Source organism: Helicobacter sp. NHP22-001, assembly GCF_030270165.1.
In the GTDB taxonomy this organism is placed as follows: domain Bacteria; phylum Campylobacterota; class Campylobacteria; order Campylobacterales; family Helicobacteraceae; genus Helicobacter; species Helicobacter gastrofelis.
Map to the genome: position 1 here is coordinate 19,706 of NZ_BSWS01000005.1, position 22,996 is coordinate 42,701.

A 22,996-nucleotide genomic window follows, 5' to 3' on the forward strand; every position below is an offset into this window, starting at 1 on the left:
TTACACAATCCTTACCTAGAATTAGGGCATTTTAAAACCAAGGAGAAACCATGAAAAAATTCGCTCTCATCTTTTTAGCAGGAGCAATGGCGTTTAACCTCAACGCCTACGAGCTGAAGTTTAAAGCCAGCGGGACAGATGTCTCTTTAAAGTCTGTTAATAAATTTGTCAATGGCGACAATAAATTCAGTATTGCGCCCACCCTATACGGCAAGGCGATCAAAGGGGCGCAGGTGAAAGTCAAATTCTTCATGCCCGAAATGCCGGGCATGCCCGCTATGCACGAAAGCGCCAAATTGACAGAAAAAGACGGGGTTTATTCAGGCTCTGTAAACTTGCCCATGAACGGGACTTGGCAAATCAAAGTGGAGATCAAGACCAAGGACGGGCATGTTTACAAAGGTAAAAGCAGCGTGGATATCTAAATGCGTGCGCTTGTGCTTGGTTTGGTCTTTGCCACGCTCGCCCTACGGGCAGTTCCTTTAAACTTGCAAGTGGTGTATACAAAATACCTAGTTAAAAACGCTAAAATCGCAAGTTTACAAGCGCAGATCGACAGCCTACAAGCGCAGGCAAAGGCGGTGAGTCGTTGGGATAACCCCATTTTGTATGTGGGCTACAACAACGCCGATGTCAATAACTTTTTTATCCTAGATTCGAGTTTTATGCAAAGCATCAGTGTGGGGCTTAGCCAAAAGTTCGATGTGACCGGCAAGAGGCACACGCAAAAGCAAGTGGTGCAAATTGAGCGCCAAAAAAAGATTTTAGAATTAGAACAACTCAAACAACAAATCGCCATCAACATTTTAACAAACGCCGTTAATGTCTACAAAAACACCCAAAAATTAGCCTTACTTAAAGACGCTTTAAGCAATTTAGACAATTTGCTTTATAGAGCCGAGCACTCCAGCAGCCCCGATCAAATCGCCATCGCCAAATTAGAAGTCATCAAAGCGCAATGGGAGATCAAGCAAAACGATTTACAAGACAGCCTCGCCGATAATAAAATCAACATCAGCGAGCTGACCTTTAATCAAAGTGATTTATTAAGCCTAGCACCCAGCCCCGTGGCTTTCAAGCCCGAGCATGAAATCAAGGAAATCATGGAGACGAATCGCACAATCAAGATCGCCAGCCTCAAAGACAGCCAATCTTTAAAGAACATCACCCTAGCCAAGAAAAGCTTTTTAGAAGACATCAATGTAACCGCCAATTACCTCTTCCGTTCTAAAATCTTTGACATGTTCACCATCGGGGTGGCGATCCCTCTGCCCCTCTATGGCAAACAAAGCAATACTTTGCAGCAGCGTAAAGAAGAACATTTAGCCGCCCTCAACGCCCTAGAGAACACCAAAAACAGCGTGCAGCACAACGCCCGCAAATTGATTAAAAAACTCACACAATTACAAAAAAATCTCAGCAACATCGATCAAATTTTACAAGCCAGCGAGCACATCGTTAAAATCTATAAAGACAATCTGCCCTCCTCTCAAGGCGATTACAACAGCTATTACAACGCCTTCAACGACACGATCAACACGAAATTATTAGAGCTAGAAACCAAGAGTGCCCTAGCCACAACCTACCTTGCACTAGAAAATCTCAAAGGACTCAAATGAAAAGATGGATTTTAGGGCTTTTACTCAGTTTATCGCAGGTGCAGGCGGTGGGGAGTGTGGCGGTGCAACTTAAAGAATTTGCCCCCTTTAGGCAGTATTACGCCACTTTGCAAGCCGATGAGCGCAAAACCTACACCTATAATTTGCGTTTTGACGGCTTTGTGGAAAAACTCTATGTGAACCGCACCTACCAAAGCGTGAAAGCCGGGGACAAACTCTTTAGCATTTACTCCCCCGCCTTAATCTCCGTGCAAAGCGAGTTGCTCTCATCCTTGCACTTCAACCGCCAAGTGGTACAAATGCAAGAGAAGTTGCGTTTATTGGGCGTGGGGAGCGAGCAGATCGCTAAAATCATGCAGACGAAAAAAGTGCAAAACAGCGTAGAGATGAAAAGCCCTTTTAGCGGCGTGGTCTTTGCTAAAAATGTCAATGAGGGGGTTTTTATCAAGAGTGGGGCGGTGGTGTTTCAAATCATTGACTTGAAGGCTCTGTATGTCTTGGTGCGGGTCAATCAAGAGGATTTGGACTTTATACGGCATTTATCTAAGGCGCAAATCAGCATTGAGGGCGTGCCCGGGGTGTTTGATTTGGAGTTTTCTAACATCAACCCCCTTGTGGGCACACAGGATAAAATGCTCGAAGCCCGCTTTATCTTAAAAAACCCTAAGCAACTTTTTTTCCCCAATATGTTCGCCAAAGTTACGATCTACCAGCCCAAACAAAAAATGCTCATCTTGCCTAAAGAGGCAGTGTTGATCAAGAACGGGCATGCGGTGGTGTTTAAAAAAGATGACGACTCGTATGAGTTCACACAGATCAAAGCTAAACGTCTAAGCGATGGCAGCTATCAAGTTTTAGAGGGGCTTAAGGCGGGCGATGAGGTCGCTAAAAATGCACTCTTTATTTTAGATGCCGACGCGATCAACAATGGAGATGAATGATGATTAACGCGATCATTTCGCTCTGCCTCAAGAATAAACTGATCGTTTTAATGGGGACCTTCTTGCTCTTTTTGATTTCTCTTTGGGCGATCCAAAACACCCGTTTAGACGCTTTGCCCGATCTCTCGCCCACGCAGGTAGTCGTGCAGGTGAGCTACCCCAACCAAAGCCCGCAGGTGGTGCAAGAGCAGGCGGTTTATCCGTTGGTGGCTAATTTTATGGGGATCGCCGACATTGAAACCGTGCGGGGGATCTCCAGCTATGAAACGGGCTTGGTCTACATCATCTTTAAAGACGGCGTGGATTTGTATTTTGCCCGCGATCGGGTGAGCGAGCAAATGGCGCGGGTGAAATTGCCCGCTGGGGTGAAAGTAGAAATGGGGAGCGACTCGACTTCCATTGGCTGGGCGTATCAATACGCCCTAACGAGCAAAACCAAGAGCCTAGCCGAGCTTAAGACCTTGCAGGATTTTTATTACCGCTATGCGCTTTTAGGCGTGGATGGGGTGAGCGAGGTGGCGAGTGTGGGGGGCTTTGAGAAAAACTATGAAGTTACCCTAGATAATGACGCTTTGGTGAAATACAATTTAAGCGTAGATGATGTGGTGAATGCCATTAAAAAGTCCAATCAAGACACCGGTGGGGGGATCATCTTAGAAAATGGGTTTGAAAAGATCATCCACGCCCAAGGCTACACCAAGAGTTTAAAGGACTTGGGCGAAATTGTGCTTAAAACCCCTAATCTCACCCCTATTAAGCTTAAAGATGTCGCCACCTTGAATTTAACCCCAAAGCCCCGCCGCTCGGTGGCGAATTTAAACGGCAAGCAGGAGGTGGTGGGCGGGATTGTGATGGTGCGCTACCACGCCGACACCTATCGCATTTTAGAACGCATCAAAGCCAAGATCGCCCGTTTGCAAGAGGGCAACCCCGATGTGAAGATTGTGCCCGTGTATGATCGAAGCGAGCTCATTAAAAAAGGTGTGGATAATCTCATCCACACGCTCATAGAGGAGAGTGTGATCGTGCTTGCCGTGATCGCCCTGTTTCTCTTGCACTTTAGAAGTGCGCTGGTGGTGATCATCACTTTGCCCCTTTGTGTGTGCCTAAGCTTCTTACTCATGCACTTTTTTAACATTGAGGCGAGTATCATGAGTTTAGGGGGGATCGCCATTGCTATAGGGGCGATGGTGGATGCGGCGATCGTGATGGTGGAGAACGCCCACAAGCACCTAAGCCACGCCAATATAGCAAACGACCAAGAACGCCAAGAGGCGATCATTGCCGGCGTGAAACAAGTGGGTCCGGCGATCTTTTTTGCCTTGATGATTATCGTGGTGTCTTTCTTGCCCATTTTTGATCTAAGCGGACAAGAAAAACGGCTCTTCTCGCCCCTAGCCTACACCAAGACCTTTGCCATGCTCGTGGGGGCATTGCTTTCTATCAGTGTTGTTCCGATTTTCATGCTCTTTTTTATCAAGGGCAAAATCATTAAAGAGGATAAAAACCCAATCAATGCCTTTTTTATTAAAGTTTATGGGGTGTGTTTGACCTTTGTGTTGCGCTTTAGGTGGGTGTTTTTAGCTTTAAGTGTGGTGGGGCTAGGGGGGCTTTACTTCGTGTATAAAAAATTGAATTGGGAGTTTATCCCCGCCATTAACGAGGGTGTGGTGATGTATATGCCCGTAACCACCAACGCCGTGGGCATTGACACCGCCAAGAAGTATTTAGAGGAAACCAACAAGCACATTAAAGCGATCCCTGAAGTGAAGCAAGTCTTTGGCAAGGCTGGGCGGGCTAATAGCAGCACGGACGCCGCAGCCCTATCCATGCTCGAAACCTACATTGAGCTAAAACCCAAGAGTGAGTGGCGGCCGGGCATGACTTATAAAAAACTAAGGGACTTGTTAGAGCACACTTTGCAGCTTAAAGGGCTTGTCAATTCTTGGACCTACCCCATTAGAGGCCGCATTGACATGCTCTTAACGGGGATTCGCACCCCTTTAGGCATTAAACTTTATGGCAAAGACCCCTACTTGCTCCAAGATTTGGCGATCCAAATGGAGCAAAAGTTAAAAACCCTGCCCCAAAGTTTATCCGTCTTTGCTGAGAAGTCTAACAATGGCTACTACCTCAATGTGGATTTACGCCCTGAAAAATTGGCGCAATACAACCTCACCAAAGAGGCGGTGCTAAATATGGTAAGCTTTGGCTTAGGCGGAGCAAATATCACCACCCTAATCGATGGCGTGGAGAGTTATCCCATCTCTGTGCGTTTAAAAGACACTGAGCGCAACAACATACAAGCCCTGCAAAATCTCTACATTAAAACCCCTGCAGCAAGCTATGTCCCCTTAAGGGAGTTTGCCAATGTCTATTATGAAAACGCCCCTGCGGTGCTTAAAAGCGAGAAGGGATTAAATGTGCACTTCATTTACATTGTGCCTAAAAATGGGGTGAGCTCAGAGAGTTACCGCGAGGCGGCGATCAAGGCCCTAGAGAGTTTGCACCTACCTAGTGGGTATTACTACGAGTTTTCGGGTGAAAGCCAATACTTAGACGAAGCCTTTGCGACTCTAAAATACATTGTGCCCATGAGCATTTTCATCATCTTTCTCTTAATCGTGTTTGCACTCAAAAGCACCACGAACTCTTTGCTTTGCTTCTTTAGCCTACCCTTTGCCTTTTTGGGCGGTCTTGTTTTCATGAAACTTTGGGGCTTGAATTTAAGCATCGCCGCGTTGGTGGGCTTTTTGGCTCTTTTAGGCGTGGCAAGCGAAACGGCGATTGTGATGATCATTTACTTAGAGGACGCTTACCAAAACTTCTTAAAAGAAGCCGAGCAGACCAGCAGCAAACTCAAAGAGGCGATCATGCACGGGGCGGTGCAAAGGGTGCGCCCTAAGTTAATGACTTTTTTTAGTATCCTAGTTTCTCTTGTGCCCATCATGTATTCGCATGGCGTGGGCTCGGAGATCATGCACTCCATCGCCGCCCCCATGCTAGGCGGGATGATCACTAGCGTGATCCTCACCCTTTTTATCATCCCCACCGCCTACTTTGTGATCAAAAACGCGCGTTTAAAAGTGAGCGCTCTTACAAAAATACCCTAACAAAGTTAAACTCATAGCTCAAGCGGTGTATAAACCCTACTGCCGATTGTCGGCATACACACCAAGGACAACAAAGAGAGTAAGGATTTATTCAGCCCCAAGTTTGACACACACAGAAAACGCCTTTTTTGCGAGGATATAGCGTATTAAAAGCCCTAATGGGGCAGCTTAAGGCATGCGCGTTTTAGAAACACTTGCACTTGCTTTAAGGCGTTAAAGCGGTGCGAGATTTGGTTTTTCTCCTCAATGTTGTCTATAGTGGTGTGGTAGCCCTTGAGGATAAAAAGCGGGTCGTAGCCAAAGGCATTAGGCTTTAAGGGGGCTTTAACAACCCTGCCTAAGCACTCCCCCCTAAAGCTTTGGCTAACCTCTTGTCCGCCCACCCGTCCACGTAGAGCCGCCACACACACAAAACAAGCGGGTGACTCTAAAAGCCCTAATATGTCTAAACACGCCAAGAGTTTGCGGTTGTTCTCTATGTCGCTTGAAGACGCACTAGGGGGCATAAAATTGCCCCTTACAATTTCTTTTGCACCCTCTTTAATGTTGGCAAAGCGCGCGCTGTAAATGCCCGGATATCCGCCCAAAGCCTCCACGCACAGCCCACTATCCTCTGCCAGCACTAAAAAGTCTTGCAATTTGTCCGCCAAAAAGGGATAAAGTGCCTGCGCTTTTAGGTGGGCGTTCTCTTCAAAACTCTGAGCACTCTCCACCACTTCTACACGCCCTAAAAGGCGGGTGTAGGGTAACACTTCCTGCCCTAAAATGGCTTGCACTTCGGCGCATTTATGGGCGTTGTTGCTAAAAAAGATTAAAGGTAACACGCAGACATTTTAGCCTTTTTGGCTTGCAAAGAGATTATTAAACCTTTTGTGCTAATATTGGGGGTTTTTAAACTTAGGAGCAGACATGGTAGAAGCAACTACAAGAGAACAAAACTTAAACAACAACCCCAACTTGAGTAAAAAAGATGTCAAGGTGGTGGAGAAAATTTTAAGCAAGAACGATTTAAAAGCCCTTGAAATGAAGGAACGCTACACAGCAGACGGGCTGTATGTGTTGAACTTCATGAGTTCCCCCGGGAGCGGCAAAACCACGCTGTTAGAGAATCTAGCCAGCTTTGAAGATTTTAAATTCTGCGTGATCGAGGGGGATTTACAGACAAACCGCGATGCTGATAGGCTCGTCAAAAAAGGCGTGGCTGCCCAGCAAATCACCACGGGGGAGGCGTGCCACTTGGAGGCGGCGATGTTAGAGGGGGCTTATGACATTTTAAAAGACAAGGGTGCGGTTGCGGCTAGCGATTATTTGGTGATTGAAAATGTCGGCAACTTGGTTTGCCCCTCTAGCTACAACTTGGGCGCAGCGATGAATATTGTTTTGCTCTCCACGCCTGAAGGCGATGACAAGGTGCTCAAATACCCCAGCATGTTTTTATGCGCCGATGCCGTGGTGGTGAGCAAGGCGGATTTGATGGATGTCTTTGGCTTTAGAATCTCTCAGGTGCAAGAAGACATGGATAAACTCAAACCAAATACCCCCATTTTCACCCTAAGCTCTAAAGATAGGGCAAGTTTAGAAGCCTTTAAAGACTTCATCGTGTCAAGAAGGGCTGAGAATTACCAATCCACCCACGCCTTCTAATGTGTTTGGCGATCCCCTCTAAGGTCATTGCCCTACAAGGCAACACGGCGACTTTAGAAACTTTGGGCGTGCAAAGGCAGGCGAGCTTGGATTTGATAGACGAGCCGCTAGAAGTGGGGGATTTCGTGCTCTTGCATGTGGGCTTTGTGGTGGGCAAGATCGACACTGATGAAGCCCTAGAGTCTTTAAAACTTTACGCCGAGATGATCGCCAAAATGGATCAAGATGGCTGATTTGATCGACTCGTTTAGGGATAAACACACCATTTTAGCCCTAGTGAGCCAAATCAAAAAAGAGAGCATAGGACTCAAAACCCCCTTTAAGATCATGGAAGTGTGTGGGGGGCACACGCATGCTTTAATGCGCTATGACTTATTAAATCTCTTGCAAGATACCCCCCTAGACTTTGTGCATGGCCCGGGTTGCCCTGTGTGCGTGATGCCCAAATTACGCATTGATGAAGCCATTGCCCTAGCCCAAATGCCAAATACAATTTTGATCACCCTTGCGGATTTAATGCGTGTGCCCGGCAGTAAGGGCAGTTTGCAATCTTTAAGGGCACAAGGGGCAGATGTACGCTTTGCCTACGCCCCCTTACAAGCCCTAGAAGTGGCGATACAAAACCCCGATAAAAAGGTGGTCTTTGTGGCGATCGGCTTTGAAACCACCACGCCAATGACCGCAAGCCTTCTATTGCAAGCAAAGGAAAAAGGAATAAAAAACCTTTTCATACACAATAACCATGTCCTTGTGCCTCCTAGCGTGCAAGCGGTGCTAAAGAACTCTAAGATCGATGCCCTCATCGCCCCCTCGCATGTGAGTGTGATCACGGGGGCTAAGATTTATAGACCTTTGCTGGATTTGTTTAAAATCCCCATTGTGGTGGCGGGCTTTGAGCCTGTGGACATGCTCGATGGCATTTTACGCATTGTGCGCCAAGCTCTAAAGAAACAAACCCTTTTAGAGATCCAATACAGCCGGGCGGTGAGCTTTGAGGGCAATTTAAAGGCGCAAAGTTTGATCGCTGAGACTATGCAAGTGCGTGAAAACTTTGAGTGGCGAGGATTGGGAGAAATCCCATTTTCGGCAATGCAAATGCGCCCCGAGTTTGCGGATTTTGACGCTGAAACGGTCTTTGCTGAGTTCTTGCCAAAGGCGAGCGCATTAGAGCCTAAAAACTGCCTATGTGGGGAGATCTTAAAAGGACTTGCCAAACCTTTGGATTGCACCTTGTTTAACAAGGCTTGCACACCTAGCCACCCCGTGGGGGCATGCATGGTGAGCGCAGAAGGGGCTTGTGCGGCGTATTATAAATACCTTAGTTAGCCTTTTTTTGTTCCTCTTTACCCACAGATTTATTGTATTTGGGGTTTTTTGGATCCATCGTTACGATGCTAAAGCTTAGGTCGTTGATCTCTGTGTGGGACTTGATGTAGTCGTTGATTTCTTTTAGAGTCATGTTTTTGATCCGATCGAGCATGATGGCATCGTAGTTTAGGGGCAAGCCTAAGTAGAAATTATGAAACTTGCTAGTGAGGCGTTTGCTGATCGTTTCATTAGCTAGAGGTTCTGAGCCTAGCAAGAATTTTTTCGCCCCGTCTAATTCCTCTTGCGTGATCCCCTTTTCGACAAATTCTTTAATCACTTTTTTGACTAAGGCGATGCTCTTGTCTTGGTTTTCTAATTTTGTCTGTAAATAGCCTGTGGTGCAATTGATGATACGTGAGAGTTGGATACGCATATATGCGCTGTAAGCCAAGCCCTCTTTGACCCGAATAATATCCATTAAGCGCGAGCCAAACCCACTAGAACCTAGCACAAAGCCCATCACTTTAGCTAGGGGTAGGTCTTTTTCTAGGTCTTTCATGTGGAAGGGTGAGCCAAAGTAGATATAGGCTTGTTGGCTGTCCTTGTAAATGATTTTGGTTTCGGGCTTTTGGGTGGTGTCAAAGTAGGGGGTGAAAAAAGGCTTGTTGGAGGGCAAAGCCTCTAAGGTGGGTTTCAAAGCTTCTAGGGTTTTATCAATATCTAAATCCCCCCCCATGACAATGATTAACCGCTCAATGTCTAGCGCGTCCTCTAGGCGTTTTTTGACATCCTCCAAAGAGATCGATTTAATGCTCTTGGGTGTGCCTGTGGCAGGGTGGGCTAGAGGGGTGCCTGCAAAAAGAATTTCATTTAAACCTAGCTGCGCCACATAGTCAAAATTGCTCTCTTTATTCAAGGCGGCGGCGACCATGTGCTGTTGGACCTTCTCTAGTGCTCTGGGTGTAAGGTTGGGTGAGAGCAAGAGATCGTGTAAATAACCTATGGCTTTGCCCTCATACTCTTTTAAAAAGCTCAAGTCAATGTGCAAAGACTCTAGGCGGATATCTGCATCCAAAGTGATGGCTAATTGCTCCAACTGCTCGGCAAAGGCGACATTGCCTAACTCCTTCGTGCCCTTATTTAGTATGCCGGCACTGAGCTTTGATAAGCCGTATTTGTCCTTGTCCATGATATTGCCCCCACCCATGAACATCAGCTTGATCGTCCCCATGGGCAACAAGTGGTTGTCCTCGTAAATCACAGGGATTTTTACCCCCTTAACCTCAAAGTAATGGATCCCCTCGCCCACCTCGTCGCGTTTGATCACTTCTGCGGTCTTTTCTTGCGTCTTTATTTTTGTTGGCATGTTCTCTCCCTTATAAGTTCTAAATACTATGAGAAGTATAGCCACTAGGGCTAAGATCAAAACATAGCGCACACTGCGGACTTTGTTAGACATGGTAGCGTTTTAAGATTTCGTAAGCCGTGTTGCGTTTGGCTGCCTTGCTACCAATGTCCGCAATCAAGTGCACCATTTCCTGCTCGTTTAAGCAAAAGCTCGTGCCCGCCGCCTTGACGACATTTTCCTCCATCATCACACTCCCTAAATCATTCGCCCCAAAGAGCAAGGCTAACTGCCCGATAAACGCCCCCTGTGTTACCCAAGAACTTTGGATATTTCTAACATTATCTAAAAATAACCGACTGCAAGCTAACAAACGCAAATAGCGGTTAGAACTTGCCTTTTTAATGTGGGGCATTTCTTGCTGCAGGGGGGTAAAGTCGGGCTGAAAACTCCACAAAATGAACGCCCGAAACCCCCCCGTCTCATCTTGCAAGTTACGCACCCGCTCCAAATGCTCGGCGATGTCCTCATCAGTGTCTGTCGTGCCAAACATCATGGTCGCCGTGCTTTTAATCCCAAGCTTATGCGCTTCCTTATGCACCTCAATCCAACGATCGGCACTGAGTTTCTTAGGCGCGATTTTCGCCCTAACCCGATCGCTTAAAATCTCTGCTCCTGCCCCCGGAATTGAGCTTAAGCCCGCCGCCTTCAAACGCTCCAACACTTCTTGCAAAGACAGCCTAGAAACTTTGGCGATGTAGTCGATCTCCACCGCTGAAAAGCCGTGTATGGTGATCGTGGGAAACTTCTTAGCAATATGGGCGACTAGGTTTTCGTAGTAATCAATTTTAAGCTGTGGGTGCACCCCGCCTTGAAAGAGGATTTGCGTCCCCCCAATGGCTAGCAACTCCTCAATCTTTTTATCGATCGTTTCAAAGTCCAAAATATAGGCGTCCTTATCCTTGAGCGTGCGCTTAAAGGCGCAAAACTTACAATCCACAAAGCAAATATTTGTGTAATTAATATTGCGATCCACAATAAAGGTCGTGGTGTTCTCGGGGTGCAGCTCCTCTTTTTTAGCCAATGCCATTTGCCCCAACTCTTTGAGGGGTTTATTTGCCATGTAGTCTAATAATTCCGTTCTACTTAAGCGCATGTGTTCTCCTAAAAACGCGTGCCCATAGAGAAGGCAAAGCGTTGGGTGTAGTCGTGCAAGTTGGGGTTAAACCACAAGCCCTTTTTATCGCTCCAGTCGTTGAAAAAGGCGATGGGGAAAATCAACACCAAAGGACCCATGGGTGAAACCCACTCAATTTGGATTCCCGTAGAAGCCCGCCAAGTGCCGTGTTCAAAGCCTGCGCCGACCACGCCATAATCTTTAAAGTCTGCATTGGGCGTATAGGCGGTTTGTTGCCAAAAGCCCCCGGCTTTGCTGGTGGTTTTATAAGTCAAAAAGCCCCAGTCAAAAAACCACGCTAAACGCATTTTTGCCGCTTTTAAAAGCCCATAACTAAGCTCCACCGAGCCCGTGTAGAGCCCATCGCCCCCTATCCACATGCCATACTTGTTTTTAGGTGTGATCGAGCTGTTTCTAAAGCCTCTAATGGTGGTAACGCCCCCCATATAGAATACAGAGTTTAGGGGCAAGTAGTCTTCTGTGTTGTAGCGGAAAATATAGCCTCCCTGGGTTTTAAAGCGGGCAATGAGATCTATGAGTAAATATTTTTTGAGATCTTTATAGGCGGCGAATTTGCCATAAATTTTGGTGTTGCGCACATTTCCCCCTAGTCCATTCCAAGAGTTGAGCTGTCCAGGACCGGGCAGACCCGACATCGAGGTGTAGTTAGAAAAAGTAAAACCATTTCTAGGGAAGTAATAGTCGTCTGTGTTGTCAAAACGCGTGCTGAGTGTAAATGAGCTAGTTTTGGGGGTGTCGTAATTGCGGCTCCACATGCCGTATAAAGGCTTACCATAGGGTTCGAAAGGCTGCCCATCGTATGTGATTAGCTGTTTATCGCTGTAATAAAACATCTTATACAGAGGGCTAGAAAAACCCATGAGTTTATTAAGGCTGAAGGTATAACCCAAGTTCATACTAAAGGTGTTTGTGAGCATGCGCCCCGCACTCACGCTAAAGCCCCCCCCTTGTTGGATGTAGTTGTAGCTGATGATGTATTCGGCAAAGAGGCTGATAGATGAGCTGTAACGGCTGTCAAAAATACGCGGGTTTCTTAAGGTGAGGTTGCCCGAGAACATGCGCCCACTCCCTCTAACGCCGTAGTTATGGCCTCCACCGGTCGCGATGTTGGCGTATAAACTCATGCTTTGACCTGTGCCAAAGAGGTTTTTCTCGCTCACACTGCCGTTGAGCATGAGCCCCCCGTAGCTGCCATAACCCAGCCCAAATTGCAACTGCCCCGTGCGCCCCTCCTCAACATTGACGAGCAAGTCCATAAGCTGGCTGTTGACCCGGCGTTCCTCAATTTTGACCTTAGAGAAAAAGCCCAGCCGGCGCAAAGAGTTTTCAGAGCTAGCGACCTTAGTGAGGCTATAACGCTCCTTGGGGCTTAACCACACTTCACGGCGGATCACGCGGTCACTGGTGCGCTGGTTGCCCGAGATGATGATGTCGTTGATATAAACCATATCCCCAGTTTGGATACGGTAAATCACCTTCACCTTGCCGTGTTTTTCATCCTTGTCTAGGTCAGGCTTGACCACCGCAAAGGCATAGCCTTGGTCAGCCACCTCTCTTTTTAAAATTTGGGCATCTGCACGCATGTGTTCGATGTTAAAAACATCGCCTTTGTGGACTTTAATGGATTTTAAGAGTTTAGCCATCGGCACAACTTGTTTGTTGATTTTGATCTCAATGCCTGAAATGCGGTATTGGATCCCCTCTTTGACCTTGTAGTAGAGTTTTGCTTTGTGTGTGCCAAAGTTGGTGTTCAAGAAAGGGGCGGATACATTGACATCTAAAAATCCATTGCGCAGATAGACATCTTGGATACGCATGGAGTCGTATTCTAACTCATTTAAGTGCAACTTACCCGAGTTTAACCCCCACATCCAGCCCATGAAGTCGCGCTGTTTATTGGCACTAAGACTTTCCACTAGGCGGGGTTTGAGCTGCTTGCGCCCCTCATAGACGGATCTTGTGATGTAAATGTTGTTCCCACGGTTGACATCAAAGATGATCCGATAAGCCCCCTCACCGGCTAAATTTTCGGTGCGCACTTCCACCACACTGCCGTAGTAGCCCTGCTGTTCTAAAGCGGTTTTTAAAATATATTTGGCATTGTCTAGCTTGGTATCATCGTAGGTATCGCCTTTTTTGATCCCCATTTGGGTGTAAAGGGTCTCTTTTTCTTTCTCTGTCCCATAACCTTTAATTTCAATACCGGCGATGCGGGGTTTTTCTTTGAAATGGAAAACCAACTTACCCTTATTAAAAGTGGCGTAAACATCTTCAAAATAGCCTTGGCTATAAAGGGCCAAGACTGCTTTATCGACCGCCTTAAGGTCCAAAATGTCGTTTTCTCTAATCTTGACAATCTCACTAGCAAGCATGTCCGACATATAGGAAAGATCTTTATATTCGATGCGGGTAATTCTCTCCTCTGTGGCATCTAGGGGTAAAAAAAATTGGCCAAGCCAAACCAACAAAAACGAGAAATACTTTTTAATGCGGAATCCTTGCACTTGGCTTTTGCAATCCGTGTATTATACCCAAAAATAACATCTTGGTAAACAAAAAATTAACGAAAATGCACACTTTTTACCATGCCTGGATTTGGTTATATAGACTATCCCTTTCAATGGCTTGAAAACGCGCATCCTTGATTTGGTAGATCAAATCCTCTTTACCCACCCCTTTTTTGCTCTTAGCCCCCCCGGCTGATTGGATCATCTCCACCTCGATCGTGCCGTCCAAATCATCCGCCCCAAATTCTTGCGCCACTAGGGCTAAATTCAGCCCCAAGGTCGCCCAATAAGCTTTGATGTGGGGGATGTTTTTTAGCACAATACGGGCGATGGCGATCGTCTTTAAAATCTCCACCGCACTCGGGCTATGCTCCACCTTTAAAAAGTTGTTGTCTTTTTGATAAAGCAAGGGGATAAAGGCGTTAAAGCCTCCTTTTTTTGCCTCCACTTTGTTGGTTGGGCTTTGGGCGTGCTTTAAGCGCAACATATGGTCTAAGCGGTGCTCCCTGCTCTCCACATGTCCAAAAAGCATGGTGGCGTTGCTCATCTTGCCTAAAGAGTGCCAATGTTTATGGATTTCAAGCCACCGGGCAGAGCTCACCTTACCCGAGCAAATGTGCTTTCTCACCTTTTCATCAAAAATCTCCGCCCCACCCCCGGGCATAGAATCCACCCCGGCTTTTAGCATGTCCTCTAGCACCTCTTGGTAGGGCTTGTTAAACTTCGTGCTTAAAAAATGCACCTCGGCAGCCGTCATCGCCTTTAAATGCAAATCCTTAAACGCCCCCTTGATCGCCCTAAAGAGCTCAAAATACCACGCATAGCTGTAATTAGGGTTGTGCGCGCTCACCACATGCACCTCTTTAATGCCCTTAGCATAAGAGCTAGAAATTTGCCCTAAAATCTGTGCGTGGGTCATCTCATAGGGGTTAGGGTTCTTGCGGCTAGCAGAAAAGGCGCAGAACTTGCAACTATCCGTGCAGATATTGCTCGGGTTAATGTGGCGGTTGGTATTGAAGAACACTTTGTCTTGGTGCATTTGCGTGCGGATCGTGTGCGCTTCTTTGGCTAATACAAACAAATCATAATCGTAAAGCCTAGCTAAAGTGCTCGCCTCAGTGCACTGCCCACTTAGGGCTTGTTCTAATAAATCCATGTTGAATCCTTCTTAGGGTTATCCCCCCGTTTTGTAAAAAGCGCGCTCGGAGACTTGGTTTTGCGTGCCTTGTTGCCATAAATTCTTTTCGGGCTTGTTATGCACAGACTGCTTGAGGGCTTGGCGCATTAAAGCGGGTTCGCCCTTTAAAATCGCCCCCTTCGCGTTCACGCTGTCTTGGTAGTAAAGGCAGGGGAAAATCGTGCCATCGGCACTCAGGCGGATTTTATTGCAGTGCTTGCAAAAGTCGTCATTATGTGGGGCAATGATCCCAAATTCGTAGCCATCCTCTAGGGCGTAAATCTTAGAGGGGCTCACCCCCTCGCTTTTGAGGCACAAGTTGGGATATTTTTGGCGCACCGCCTCTAAAATCTGCGCCTCGCTTAGCCCTTTTAGCTGGCTGTTGGCGTGCGTGTTCTCCATGAACTCAATGAAGCGGATTTGGGCGTTTTTGCTCTTGGCAAACTCCAAAAGAGCAATGATCTCATCCTCGTTAATGCCCTTGAGCACGACCATGTTGAATTTGAGCCCCAAGCCCACTTTTAACGCCTCCTCAATGCCCTCTAAGACAGACTTTAGTCCGTCCTTTTGCGAGATTTTAGCCACCCTCTCGGGCTTTAGAGAATCTAAAGACACATTGACCCGCTCTAGCCCTGCCTCTTTAAGGGCTTTAGCTTGGGCTTTGAGTAAAAACCCATTGGTGGTTAAAGCCAACTTCACATGCGGGGCATAGGCATGGATTTTAGCGATGAAAGGGGCTAAGTCCTTGCGGATGAGTGGTTCGCCTCCTGTGATTCTAATTTTAGCCACCCCCTCATCAATGGCGATTTTAATGAACTCGAGCATTTTATCTAGGGGCAAGACCTCTTCACTCTCCACGAAGTCCATCGGCGTGGTCGGCATGCAATACTGGCAGCGGAAATTACACTGCTTGGTTACCGACACCCGCAAGTAATCGATTTGGCGTGCAAAGGTATCCACAAGCATGAACTTCTCCACTTTTTAGACTGAATGGGTAAAATAGCAAATCTATTGACAATTTAGGCTGAAACCGAGATTAAAACCCAAGCAAGGGTTCCAAGGAAATGAGGCATGGGCACAAAGACGGGTTTAAAAACAGACATAGACGGGGGGGCTTACGCATTTAAGGGTGCAAACACTTACACCAAGTTAAGGGCGCATTATGAGGCGATCAACAAGGATTGTGCGCACGCAACCTCAAGGGACAACATTTGCACCCCTATGGCGTGTGTGGAGTGCATGCTAGACTATCTGCCCCAAGAGCTTTGGCATAGAAAACACCTTAAAATCCTCGATCCTTGCGTGGGCAATGGGAATTTTGCCGCCTATGCTCAGTATAAAACAAGTCTAGACAATATCCATTGCAACGAGCTTTCCAAACAAAGGTTCTTGCATTGTGTGCGTGTTCTAAACCCCAAACACATCACCAACCAAAACTTTTTTGACATCAACACCCCCTACACATACGACCTCATCATGGCAAATCCCCCCTACTCAGGTGGGGGCAACAAAAACCGCAGCCTCTCAAATCGATTCATAGAACACGCCATTGACCTATTAAAAGATCAAGGCTTCCTGTGTTTTGTTACACCCAATAATTGGATGAGCTACAACAATAACAACACCACGCTAAAGAAACTCCTTAACTGTGGGAGCTTTTTAGTGCTAGACAATGACATTAAAAAGTATTTTAAGGGCATCGGCTCGTCTTTTGTCGTGTTTGTGTGGCAAAAGGGGGTTTTTGGCAAAAAAACTTTGGTGAAAAACGCCTTCTTGCAAAAAGACAGCCAAAGGGTGCAAATCCCTAAAGACTTGCCCCTTTTGCCCCTCTACCTTTCAAATGAGATTGTCAGCCTGATCCAAAAATGCCTAGAGCCCACAGAAAACAACGCCTTCGCCTATAGGTGCGATCTGCATAATTTCACCCAAAAGGACAAATTGAGCGACACCCCCGATTCGACTTTTCAATACGAAACGATCCACACCCCTAAAAAGACCCGCTACGCCACTATCAAGCAAGACATTTACGACAAATGGATCGTTGTTATCCCCCTATCCACTTATTTTCTGCCCTACATCAAGCACCACGCCAACACCACGCAATCCGTGGGCTACATCGCCTTTGAGAGCCAAGCGGAGGCGCAAAACTACATGCCCTTTTTAAAACAGCCCCACATCAAGCTCTTGATCCACTTGACAAGGTATGGCAACTTCAACAACATCAAGGTGTTAAAGCACCTTAATTTCACCAAGAAAATAGACTTCACACAGGCGGAGCTTGAAGCCATCCGCACCCTTTGCCAACACATCAAATACTAGTGGCTTGCGTCCACTTGGATATTGGCTAGGGGTTTTTGTTTGAATTGCTCTATAAACTTTTTTACCATGATATCCTCAACGGCTAAGGATTTAGGGGAGGGGAGTGGGGCGGATTTGACCCCGTGCCACTCGATCGTGTAGGGATCATTGCTGCAATCACAAAGATAGAGATTATAATAGTACAAGCGAGTGGCAACCAGGGATTGTGTGATTTTAATATTTGTGGTGCTTGCGGTGCGCCAATTATAAACGGTGCCACAATTATAAGAGCCTAACCTTTCTTTAAACGATTTTCTTGTCTGCCCTATCTTAATGATATGCTCTTTGCCCTCAAGCGGACAAGTGATCAAATAAGCGACCCCGCTAGATTGATTAAAAACCCTTTGGGCTTCATCGCTAGTAAAATCCTCTGCTTTGATTTTCTCATTTATCCGCTTAGTGCCTATGATTTTCAAGGGTTCGGCTTTAAGTTGGCAAATGTATAAAAACTCCCTCTTGCCCGTAAAAGAAAACTCTTGCAAGGCGGGTTGTTGTTGGATTTCATGGATGCTAAAGGGTTGATCGTTTTTGTTCTTAAGCGCAAACAACACACCTAGAGCCTTAATATACTCTGCTCCACTCTTTGAAACAAACACCCCATCCACACAATCACATAAGGTTTTTAACTCATCTAAAGTCGGTTTATCGCCCTGCGCCACTTTACGCTCCCCAAACTTCTTAGACTTTTAGGCTAAATGGGTAAAATAGCAAATCCATTAAAAATTCAGGCTGAAAACAGCACAACCCTTTAAGGACATTGATGACAAACCCCACGCCTTTTACTGAGTTTCTAGCCACTTTGCAAAAAACCAACCGGACGCTTGATTTTTTCGTGGATTGGCAAAAGTGCCTAGAAAATCGCAAAAAAACCCGCCTTTACGCCACGCATTTAAATGCCCTACTAGGTGTGAGCGCACTAGACTTGCCCGCCAAAGTGGCGCAACTTTTTAAAGACAACCAAGAAGCCTTTAGTCTTTTGCCCCTACTGCTTGCCATTAGAAACCCTAAAGAGCTTGTCAAACAAGGGACTTTACAAGATTATTTACAAAGCCCAAAGGGCATTTGTACGCTGCTACACGAGAGCGGGCTATTTGAGATTTTGAGCACACACAAGGTTAAGGACTTGAACGACCTGATCCTAGGGATTGAAGTGGGCTTAGACAGCAACGCGCGCAAAAACCGCAGTGGGGCGCTGATGGAGCAATATTTAGAACACGCCTTTAAAGAGGCCAAGTTAAATTTCAAAACGCAAGTGAGTGTAACCGAGTTTAAAGACCTGCACGCCAGTTTTGGCAACGACATTAAGAAGTTTGATTTTGTGATCTATGGCGCACAGACGACCTATTTTATCGAGTGCAATTTTTACAGCAGTGGGGGGAGTAAATTAAACGAGGTCGCACGGGCGTATTTGGAGCTTGCCCCCCGCTTTGCCAAGCACCCGCATAAGGAATTTATTTGGATCACAGACGGGCAAGGGTGGCTTGAGGCGAAAAACAAACTCCAAGAAGCCTATAAAAGTGTGCGTGTCTACAACTTAAGCCAGCTAGACACCCTTTTAAGGGAACTAAACCATGCTTAAGCCCACTTTTTCTAGCGTGGATCAAAAATTCACCCTCTACCACGCCAATTGCTTGGAGGTGTTGCCCCATTTAAAAGAGAGTGTGGATTTGATCTTTGCCGATCCGCCCTATTTTCTCTCCAATGGGGGGCTTAGTATCCAAAGCGGGCAGATCGTGAGCGTCAATAAGGGTGAGTGGGATAAAAGCCAAGGGCTAGAGCACATGCACGCTTTTAATGTGGAGTGGCTGGGTTTGGCTAAAGCCGCCCTAAAACCCACGGGCTCATTGTTTATCAGCGCGACTTATCACAATCTCTTTTCTTTGGGGTTGGCCTTGCAAGCTTTGGGCTTTAAACTCTTAAATATCATCACTTGGCATAAGAGCAACCCCCCGCCTAATTTTTCTTGCCGCACCTTAGCGCACGCCAGTGAGCAGATTTTGTGGGCGAGAAAAAGCCCCAAACACGCCCACATTTTCAATTACCGGCGCATGAAGGAAATCAACGGCAATAAGCAAATGCGCGATGTTTGGACCTTGCCCGCCATCGCCCCGTGGGAGAAGAGCCTAGGCAAGCACCCCACACAAAAACCCCTAAGCCTATTAAGCCGTTTGATCCTTATGGCAAGCACAGAGGAAAGTCTTATTTGCGACCCTTTTAGTGGTTCGGGTTCTACGGGCATTGCGGCGAATTTATTAGGGCGCAATTTTGTGGGGATTGAAAGGGAGTTAGAGTTTATAGAGCTAGCCACTAAGCGCAAAGAGGATTTGGATTCGCGTTTTGGGGAGTTGTCTAAAAAAATTTCTAAATGGATCGCCTAATGTTTGAACTTAATTGTGTGTTACTATGTGGAGGAAAAAGCAGCCGTATGCAAATAGAGGGTAAGCAGTTTGACAAAGCTTTATTGCCCTTTGGCAATGGCACACTTTTAGAATACCAATACCATAAACTCCAAGCGTGGTTTCAAGGGGTTTATATCTCTTGCAAAGAGAGATACCACCTAAGTGCTTCGTATTTGATCGAGGGCGAAGGGCATTTTAACCCCTTAGTGGGGATGGTGCATGGTTTAGCTGCCCTAAGAAGTCCTTTGATCTTTATCCCCGTGGATATGCCCTTCATCACCCAAGAGAGTCTTTTAAAGCTTTATAAAAACCGCCAAAAAGCCCCCTTGGTTTATCTCAAGAGCCCCAAGACTTTTTATTTACCAAATTTATGCCAGCCCAGTGCCCTAGACTTGTTGCAAGAAGCCCTAGACGAGGAGCAAGAGAAAGTGGGGGCGGTGTTTAAGAAAATAGGCTTTGGGGTGGAAGTGAAAGAGAGCAAAGAGTTTTGCAATTTAAACACCTATAGCGACTACATAAAAGCACTCAATGGCTGAAGAAGAAAAAACCGAGCTGCCCTCAGCCAAAAAGATCGAAAAGGCCAGAGAAGAGGGCAATGTCGCCAAGAGTTTGGAGGTCTTGGGGTTTTTGGGCTTGGTGGCGAGTTTTGGGGGGATTTTTACGTTCTTTAGCTTTTGGCTTAAGAGCTTTGAAAGCATGTTTAGGCAATCTTTGCAGTGGATCAAGCTAGACTTCACGCCCCATAATTTACATGCGCTCTCTTTGCAACTACTCAAAGACATTTTATGGGTGCTCTTGCCCTTTCTCTTATTAGTGGGGCTTGTCGCGTTTTTGGCTAATGTCTTGCAATTTGGCTTTTTATTCAGCCCCAAAGCCATTGCGCCCAAGTGGAGCAAAATCAACCCCATCACGGGCTTTAAAAATCTCTTTGGGTTAAAGAGGTTCTTAGACGGGTTACTCATCACCACTAAAGTTTTTATCGCTTTTCTTTTGGGTTTTGTTTTGGTGTATTCGTTTGTAGACGAACTTGTGGGCGTGGCGCAGTTTAACTATAAAGATCAACTTTTATGGTTTAAAAGCAAATCTTTAGAAGTCATCGCCAGCTTGTTGTTTTTATTCTTAGTGGCTTCGATCTTGGACTTCATGCTAAAACGCCGACAATACATCAACTCGCTCAAAATGACAAAGCAAGAAGTCAAGGACGAATATAGGCAACAAGAAGGTAACCCTGAGATCAAAGCCAAAATCAAGCAACTCATGCTCAAAAACTCCATGAGTAAAATGATGGCGGCCATCCCAAGCGCCAATGTGGTTGTTACCAACCCCACGCACTACGCTGTGGCTCTGCGCTTTGAAGAGAAAGACCCCGCCCCTATAGTCGTGGCTAAGGGAGTCGACCACTTGGCGATCCGCATTAAAGGCGTGGCAAGGGAGCACGAAATAGAAATCATAGAAAACCCCAAACTCGCCCGCCAACTCTACCAAGATGTCGACATTGATGAGGTGATCCCTAAGGTGCTCTTTGAGGCAGTGGCGATTGTGTTTGCCCAAGTGGCGCATATCCAACAAATGAAAAACCGCTAAAGCCCCTTACTCTCTAGCCACTCTAAAAGGCTCTCTAGCACCGCCTGCTTGTCGCTCTCATCTAGGATTTTATGGCGATCTTTAGAAAAAAGGCGCAGTTCAATATCCTTAAAGCCCTGTTTCTCCAGGCAACGGTGCGCTTTGATCACCCCCACGCCAAAGCCCCCGCACACATCATCTAATCCGCTTAAAAACAAAATGGGTAAATCCTTGCGCCCATAGGCGTGGGTGTGAAACACCCGCACCGCCCCCTCCACCAAGAGCGCAAAACTCTTAGTGCTAAACACAAAGCGCGAAGCCGGATCGACTCTTAAGAGGCGCAACGCCCCCGTGTTGCGGCACACCCAATTACCCTGATACGCCCGCACCCTGGGGTGCAAACTAAAGAGTGCATTGACCCCGCCCTTAAAGTGGATATTCAAACGGCTTAAGATTTTTAGCAAAAAGGCGCATAGCCTTAAGCCCAAGAAGGGGGCGGGCGTGCCGGTTAAAACCAAAGCGTCTAAAGGGGTGTAGTCGTGTTGCACCCACCGCCGTGCGAGCAACGAACCCATGCTATGGCCTAACACCACTAACTTATGCGTGGGGTATAGGCTTTTAATGTGTTTGGCAAGTTTAGCCATGTCTTTGGCTGCCCACTCAAAGCCCTCATCGCCCATCTCCCCCCAAAAAATCTCGCCACCATTTTCTAACACACTCAAGCCATGCCCTCTGTGATCGGCGACAAAGACCACATACCCCCTAGAGCAAAGCTCGCTAGCTACCCATTTATAATGCTCCTTGTGCTCCACCATGCCCGTGGCAATCTGCACCACTACCCCTTTAGATTGCGTGGGCTCGTAGTGGTCAAAATAAAGTTCTAAATAAGGGGGGTTGTCGCTGTTAATGTGTTCGTTCTTAGCCACCTAGCCATCCTTTAAGAAAAGCGCAGATTTTCATAGCTATCGGGGATCAAGTAGTCCCTGCACGCCACAAGCTCAGGGTAAAGCCCGTGTTTAAAGCCCAACGCAAACAAGGCATCAATGCCTGCCATTTGCTCTTCACTCAAAGCGCAAGAGCTGGCATTGGCATACATACCTAGGTAGGTGTCTAAATGCGCCTTATTGACCCTAACTAAACTGCGCTCTAAAAGCATATCCGCTAATAAATCTTGGTGCTTTAGGGCAATGACGATGGCTTGGCTCAACGCCCTTTGCATGCGTATGGCCTGCGTTAAAGGGATCGAGCGCCTAAGAGCCATCCCCCCTAAAGGCAGAGGCAACGCGCTTTGGGTCAGCTCACACCACACCTCCCAAATCTCTTTTTCTACCATTAAATCGCTATTAAATTCTAAAATGCTCTCGTGGATGAGCACCCCCGCATCCACCTCCCCGCTGAGCACCGCCCCCTCAATCTCTAAGAAATGCTTATACACCACCCGCGCCTGTGGGTAGTAGAGCCGAAATAAAAGGGCGTTTGTGGTGTATTGCCCGCTCAAGGCCACTTTAAAGTTCTTTTTAAGGGGCTTGTCCTTGCGCCGAATGAGCTTAGGCCCATAGCCTTGCCCAAAACTTGTGGCCGGCTGCAATAGGGCGTAATGCTCCTTAATGAGCGGATAGAGTCCAAAACTAATGGCACTGATGGCGTGCGTGCCTTTGAGGGCTTCTTGGTTTAGGCTCTCTATGTCCAGGGCGTGGTGCGTGAAAGGCTTAGGGAAACTCACCCAGCCAAAGGCTAAGGCGTAAAACATAAAAATATCGTCCGCATCGGGGCTGTGCGCTATGCTCAACATGTGTTCTTCTTTTCTCCCATTTTAGCTTGTTT

General features: G+C 46.7%; 21 protein-coding genes. 12 read left to right on the forward strand and 9 right to left on the reverse strand.

What is annotated here, in order from left to right; genetic code table 11:
• The first annotated feature begins 50 nt into the window (after window positions 1-50).
• From QSJ47_RS05020 to QSJ47_RS05035, 4 genes are read left to right on the forward strand one after another with little or no spacing between them, the layout of a single operon-like run.
• A complete protein-coding gene (locus QSJ47_RS05020) occupies window positions 51-425 on the forward strand; it encodes a FixH family protein (protein ID WP_285602640.1) in 375 nt (124 codons plus the stop codon).
• The gene (gene crdB, locus QSJ47_RS05025) at window positions 426-1,619 is read left to right on the forward strand and encodes a copper resistance outer membrane protein CrdB (RefSeq protein WP_285602641.1); all 1,194 of its coding nucleotides are present in this window, start codon (window positions 426-428) and stop codon (window positions 1,617-1,619) included.
• Window positions 1,616-2,560, forward strand: a complete 945-nt coding sequence (locus QSJ47_RS05030) for an HlyD family efflux transporter periplasmic adaptor subunit (protein ID WP_285602642.1) — start codon at window positions 1,616-1,618, stop codon at window positions 2,558-2,560. The genes crdB and QSJ47_RS05030 overlap by 4 nt, the downstream gene beginning before the upstream one ends.
• Window positions 2,560-5,673, forward strand: a complete 3,114-nt coding sequence (locus QSJ47_RS05035; protein ID WP_285602676.1) for an efflux RND transporter permease subunit — start codon at window positions 2,560-2,562, stop codon at window positions 5,671-5,673. Before QSJ47_RS05030 ends, QSJ47_RS05035 begins: the two co-directional genes overlap by 1 nt.
• Before the next feature lie 155 nt (window positions 5,674-5,828).
• On the opposite strand, the gene QSJ47_RS05040 is transcribed toward QSJ47_RS05035, so the two are convergent.
• Window positions 5,829-6,497: a non-canonical purine NTP pyrophosphatase gene (locus QSJ47_RS05040; RefSeq protein WP_285602643.1), complete on the reverse strand. Its 669-nt coding sequence runs from the start codon at window positions 6,495-6,497 to the stop codon at window positions 5,829-5,831.
• 85 nt (window positions 6,498-6,582) lie between these two features.
• Here QSJ47_RS05040 and hypB point away from each other — a divergent pair, with 85 nt between their 5' ends.
• The 3 genes from hypB to hypD are packed head-to-tail and all read left to right on the forward strand — an operon-like array spanning window position 6,583 to window position 8,643.
• The gene (hypB, locus tag QSJ47_RS05045; protein WP_221271215.1) at window positions 6,583-7,317 is read left to right on the forward strand and encodes a hydrogenase nickel incorporation protein HypB; all 735 of its coding nucleotides are present in this window, start codon (window positions 6,583-6,585) and stop codon (window positions 7,315-7,317) included.
• Window positions 7,317-7,550, forward strand: coding sequence for a HypC/HybG/HupF family hydrogenase formation chaperone (locus QSJ47_RS05050; RefSeq protein WP_221271216.1), 234 nt, complete (start codon window positions 7,317-7,319; stop codon window positions 7,548-7,550). The genes hypB and QSJ47_RS05050 overlap by 1 nt, the downstream gene beginning before the upstream one ends.
• Window positions 7,537-8,643 carry a hydrogenase formation protein HypD gene (gene hypD, locus QSJ47_RS05055; RefSeq protein ID WP_285602677.1) on the forward strand — a complete coding sequence of 369 codons (1,107 nt, stop codon included), beginning with the start codon at window positions 7,537-7,539 and terminating at the stop codon, window positions 8,641-8,643. The genes QSJ47_RS05050 and hypD overlap by 14 nt, the downstream gene beginning before the upstream one ends.
• Here hypD and QSJ47_RS05060 read toward each other — a convergent pair.
• From QSJ47_RS05060 to moaA, 5 genes are all read right to left on the reverse strand, one after another.
• Complete coding sequence (locus QSJ47_RS05060; RefSeq protein ID WP_260321532.1) at window positions 8,636-9,991, reverse strand: M16 family metallopeptidase; 1,356 nt, start codon at window positions 9,989-9,991, stop codon at window positions 8,636-8,638. The two genes, hypD and QSJ47_RS05060, sit on opposite strands and share 8 nt — an antisense overlap.
• 85 nt (window positions 9,992-10,076) lie before the next feature.
• Window positions 10,077-11,126, reverse strand: coding sequence for a dehypoxanthine futalosine cyclase (locus QSJ47_RS05065; RefSeq protein WP_221271217.1), 1,050 nt, complete (start codon window positions 11,124-11,126; stop codon window positions 10,077-10,079).
• 8 nt (window positions 11,127-11,134) lie between these two features.
• Window positions 11,135-13,549 (reverse strand): outer membrane protein assembly factor BamA, encoded by a 2,415-nt coding sequence (gene bamA / locus QSJ47_RS05070; RefSeq protein ID WP_502875122.1) that lies wholly within the window; start codon window positions 13,547-13,549, stop codon window positions 11,135-11,137.
• 199 nt (window positions 13,550-13,748) lie between these two features.
• The gene (gene mqnE / locus QSJ47_RS05075; RefSeq protein WP_221271219.1) at window positions 13,749-14,831 is read right to left on the reverse strand and encodes an aminofutalosine synthase MqnE; all 1,083 of its coding nucleotides are present in this window, start codon (window positions 14,829-14,831) and stop codon (window positions 13,749-13,751) included.
• A gap of 18 nt (window positions 14,832-14,849) precedes the next feature.
• Window positions 14,850-15,818 (reverse strand): GTP 3',8-cyclase MoaA, encoded by a 969-nt coding sequence (gene moaA, locus QSJ47_RS05080; RefSeq protein WP_221271220.1) that lies wholly within the window; start codon window positions 15,816-15,818, stop codon window positions 14,850-14,852.
• Between the two features lie 105 nt (window positions 15,819-15,923).
• Here moaA and QSJ47_RS05085 point away from each other — a divergent pair, with 105 nt between their 5' ends.
• Complete coding sequence (locus QSJ47_RS05085; RefSeq protein ID WP_221271221.1) at window positions 15,924-17,171, forward strand: Eco57I restriction-modification methylase domain-containing protein; 1,248 nt, start codon at window positions 15,924-15,926, stop codon at window positions 17,169-17,171.
• Here the strand turns inward: QSJ47_RS05085 and QSJ47_RS05090 are convergent.
• Window positions 17,168-17,869, reverse strand: a complete 702-nt coding sequence (locus QSJ47_RS05090; protein WP_285602644.1) for a GIY-YIG nuclease family protein — start codon at window positions 17,867-17,869, stop codon at window positions 17,168-17,170. The two genes, QSJ47_RS05085 and QSJ47_RS05090, sit on opposite strands and share 4 nt — an antisense overlap.
• Before the next feature lie 101 nt (window positions 17,870-17,970).
• On the opposite strand from QSJ47_RS05090, the gene QSJ47_RS05095 reads away from it, so the two are divergent.
• From QSJ47_RS05095 to flhB, 4 genes are read left to right on the forward strand one after another with little or no spacing between them, the layout of a single operon-like run.
• Window positions 17,971-18,789 carry a type II restriction endonuclease gene (locus QSJ47_RS05095; protein ID WP_221271223.1) on the forward strand — a complete coding sequence of 273 codons (819 nt, stop codon included), beginning with the start codon at window positions 17,971-17,973 and terminating at the stop codon, window positions 18,787-18,789.
• Window positions 18,782-19,588: a DNA-methyltransferase gene (locus tag QSJ47_RS05100; protein WP_221271224.1), complete on the forward strand. Its 807-nt coding sequence runs from the start codon at window positions 18,782-18,784 to the stop codon at window positions 19,586-19,588. The genes QSJ47_RS05095 and QSJ47_RS05100 overlap by 8 nt, the downstream gene beginning before the upstream one ends.
• Window positions 19,588-20,145, forward strand: coding sequence for an NTP transferase domain-containing protein (locus QSJ47_RS05105; RefSeq protein ID WP_285602645.1), 558 nt, complete (start codon window positions 19,588-19,590; stop codon window positions 20,143-20,145). The genes QSJ47_RS05100 and QSJ47_RS05105 overlap by 1 nt, the downstream gene beginning before the upstream one ends.
• Entirely contained in the window at window positions 20,138-21,193 is a 1,056-nt protein-coding gene (flhB, locus tag QSJ47_RS05110; RefSeq protein WP_285602646.1) for a flagellar biosynthesis protein FlhB, read from the forward strand. Before QSJ47_RS05105 ends, flhB begins: the two co-directional genes overlap by 8 nt.
• Here flhB and QSJ47_RS05115 read toward each other — a convergent pair.
• Window positions 21,190-22,098, reverse strand: coding sequence for an alpha/beta fold hydrolase (locus QSJ47_RS05115; RefSeq protein WP_285602647.1), 909 nt, complete (start codon window positions 22,096-22,098; stop codon window positions 21,190-21,192). The two genes, flhB and QSJ47_RS05115, sit on opposite strands and share 4 nt — an antisense overlap.
• A gap of 11 nt (window positions 22,099-22,109) precedes the next feature.
• Window positions 22,110-22,964, reverse strand: a complete 855-nt coding sequence (locus QSJ47_RS05120) for a menaquinone biosynthesis family protein (RefSeq protein ID WP_221271228.1) — start codon at window positions 22,962-22,964, stop codon at window positions 22,110-22,112.
• Window positions 22,965-22,996 lie beyond the last annotated feature (32 nt).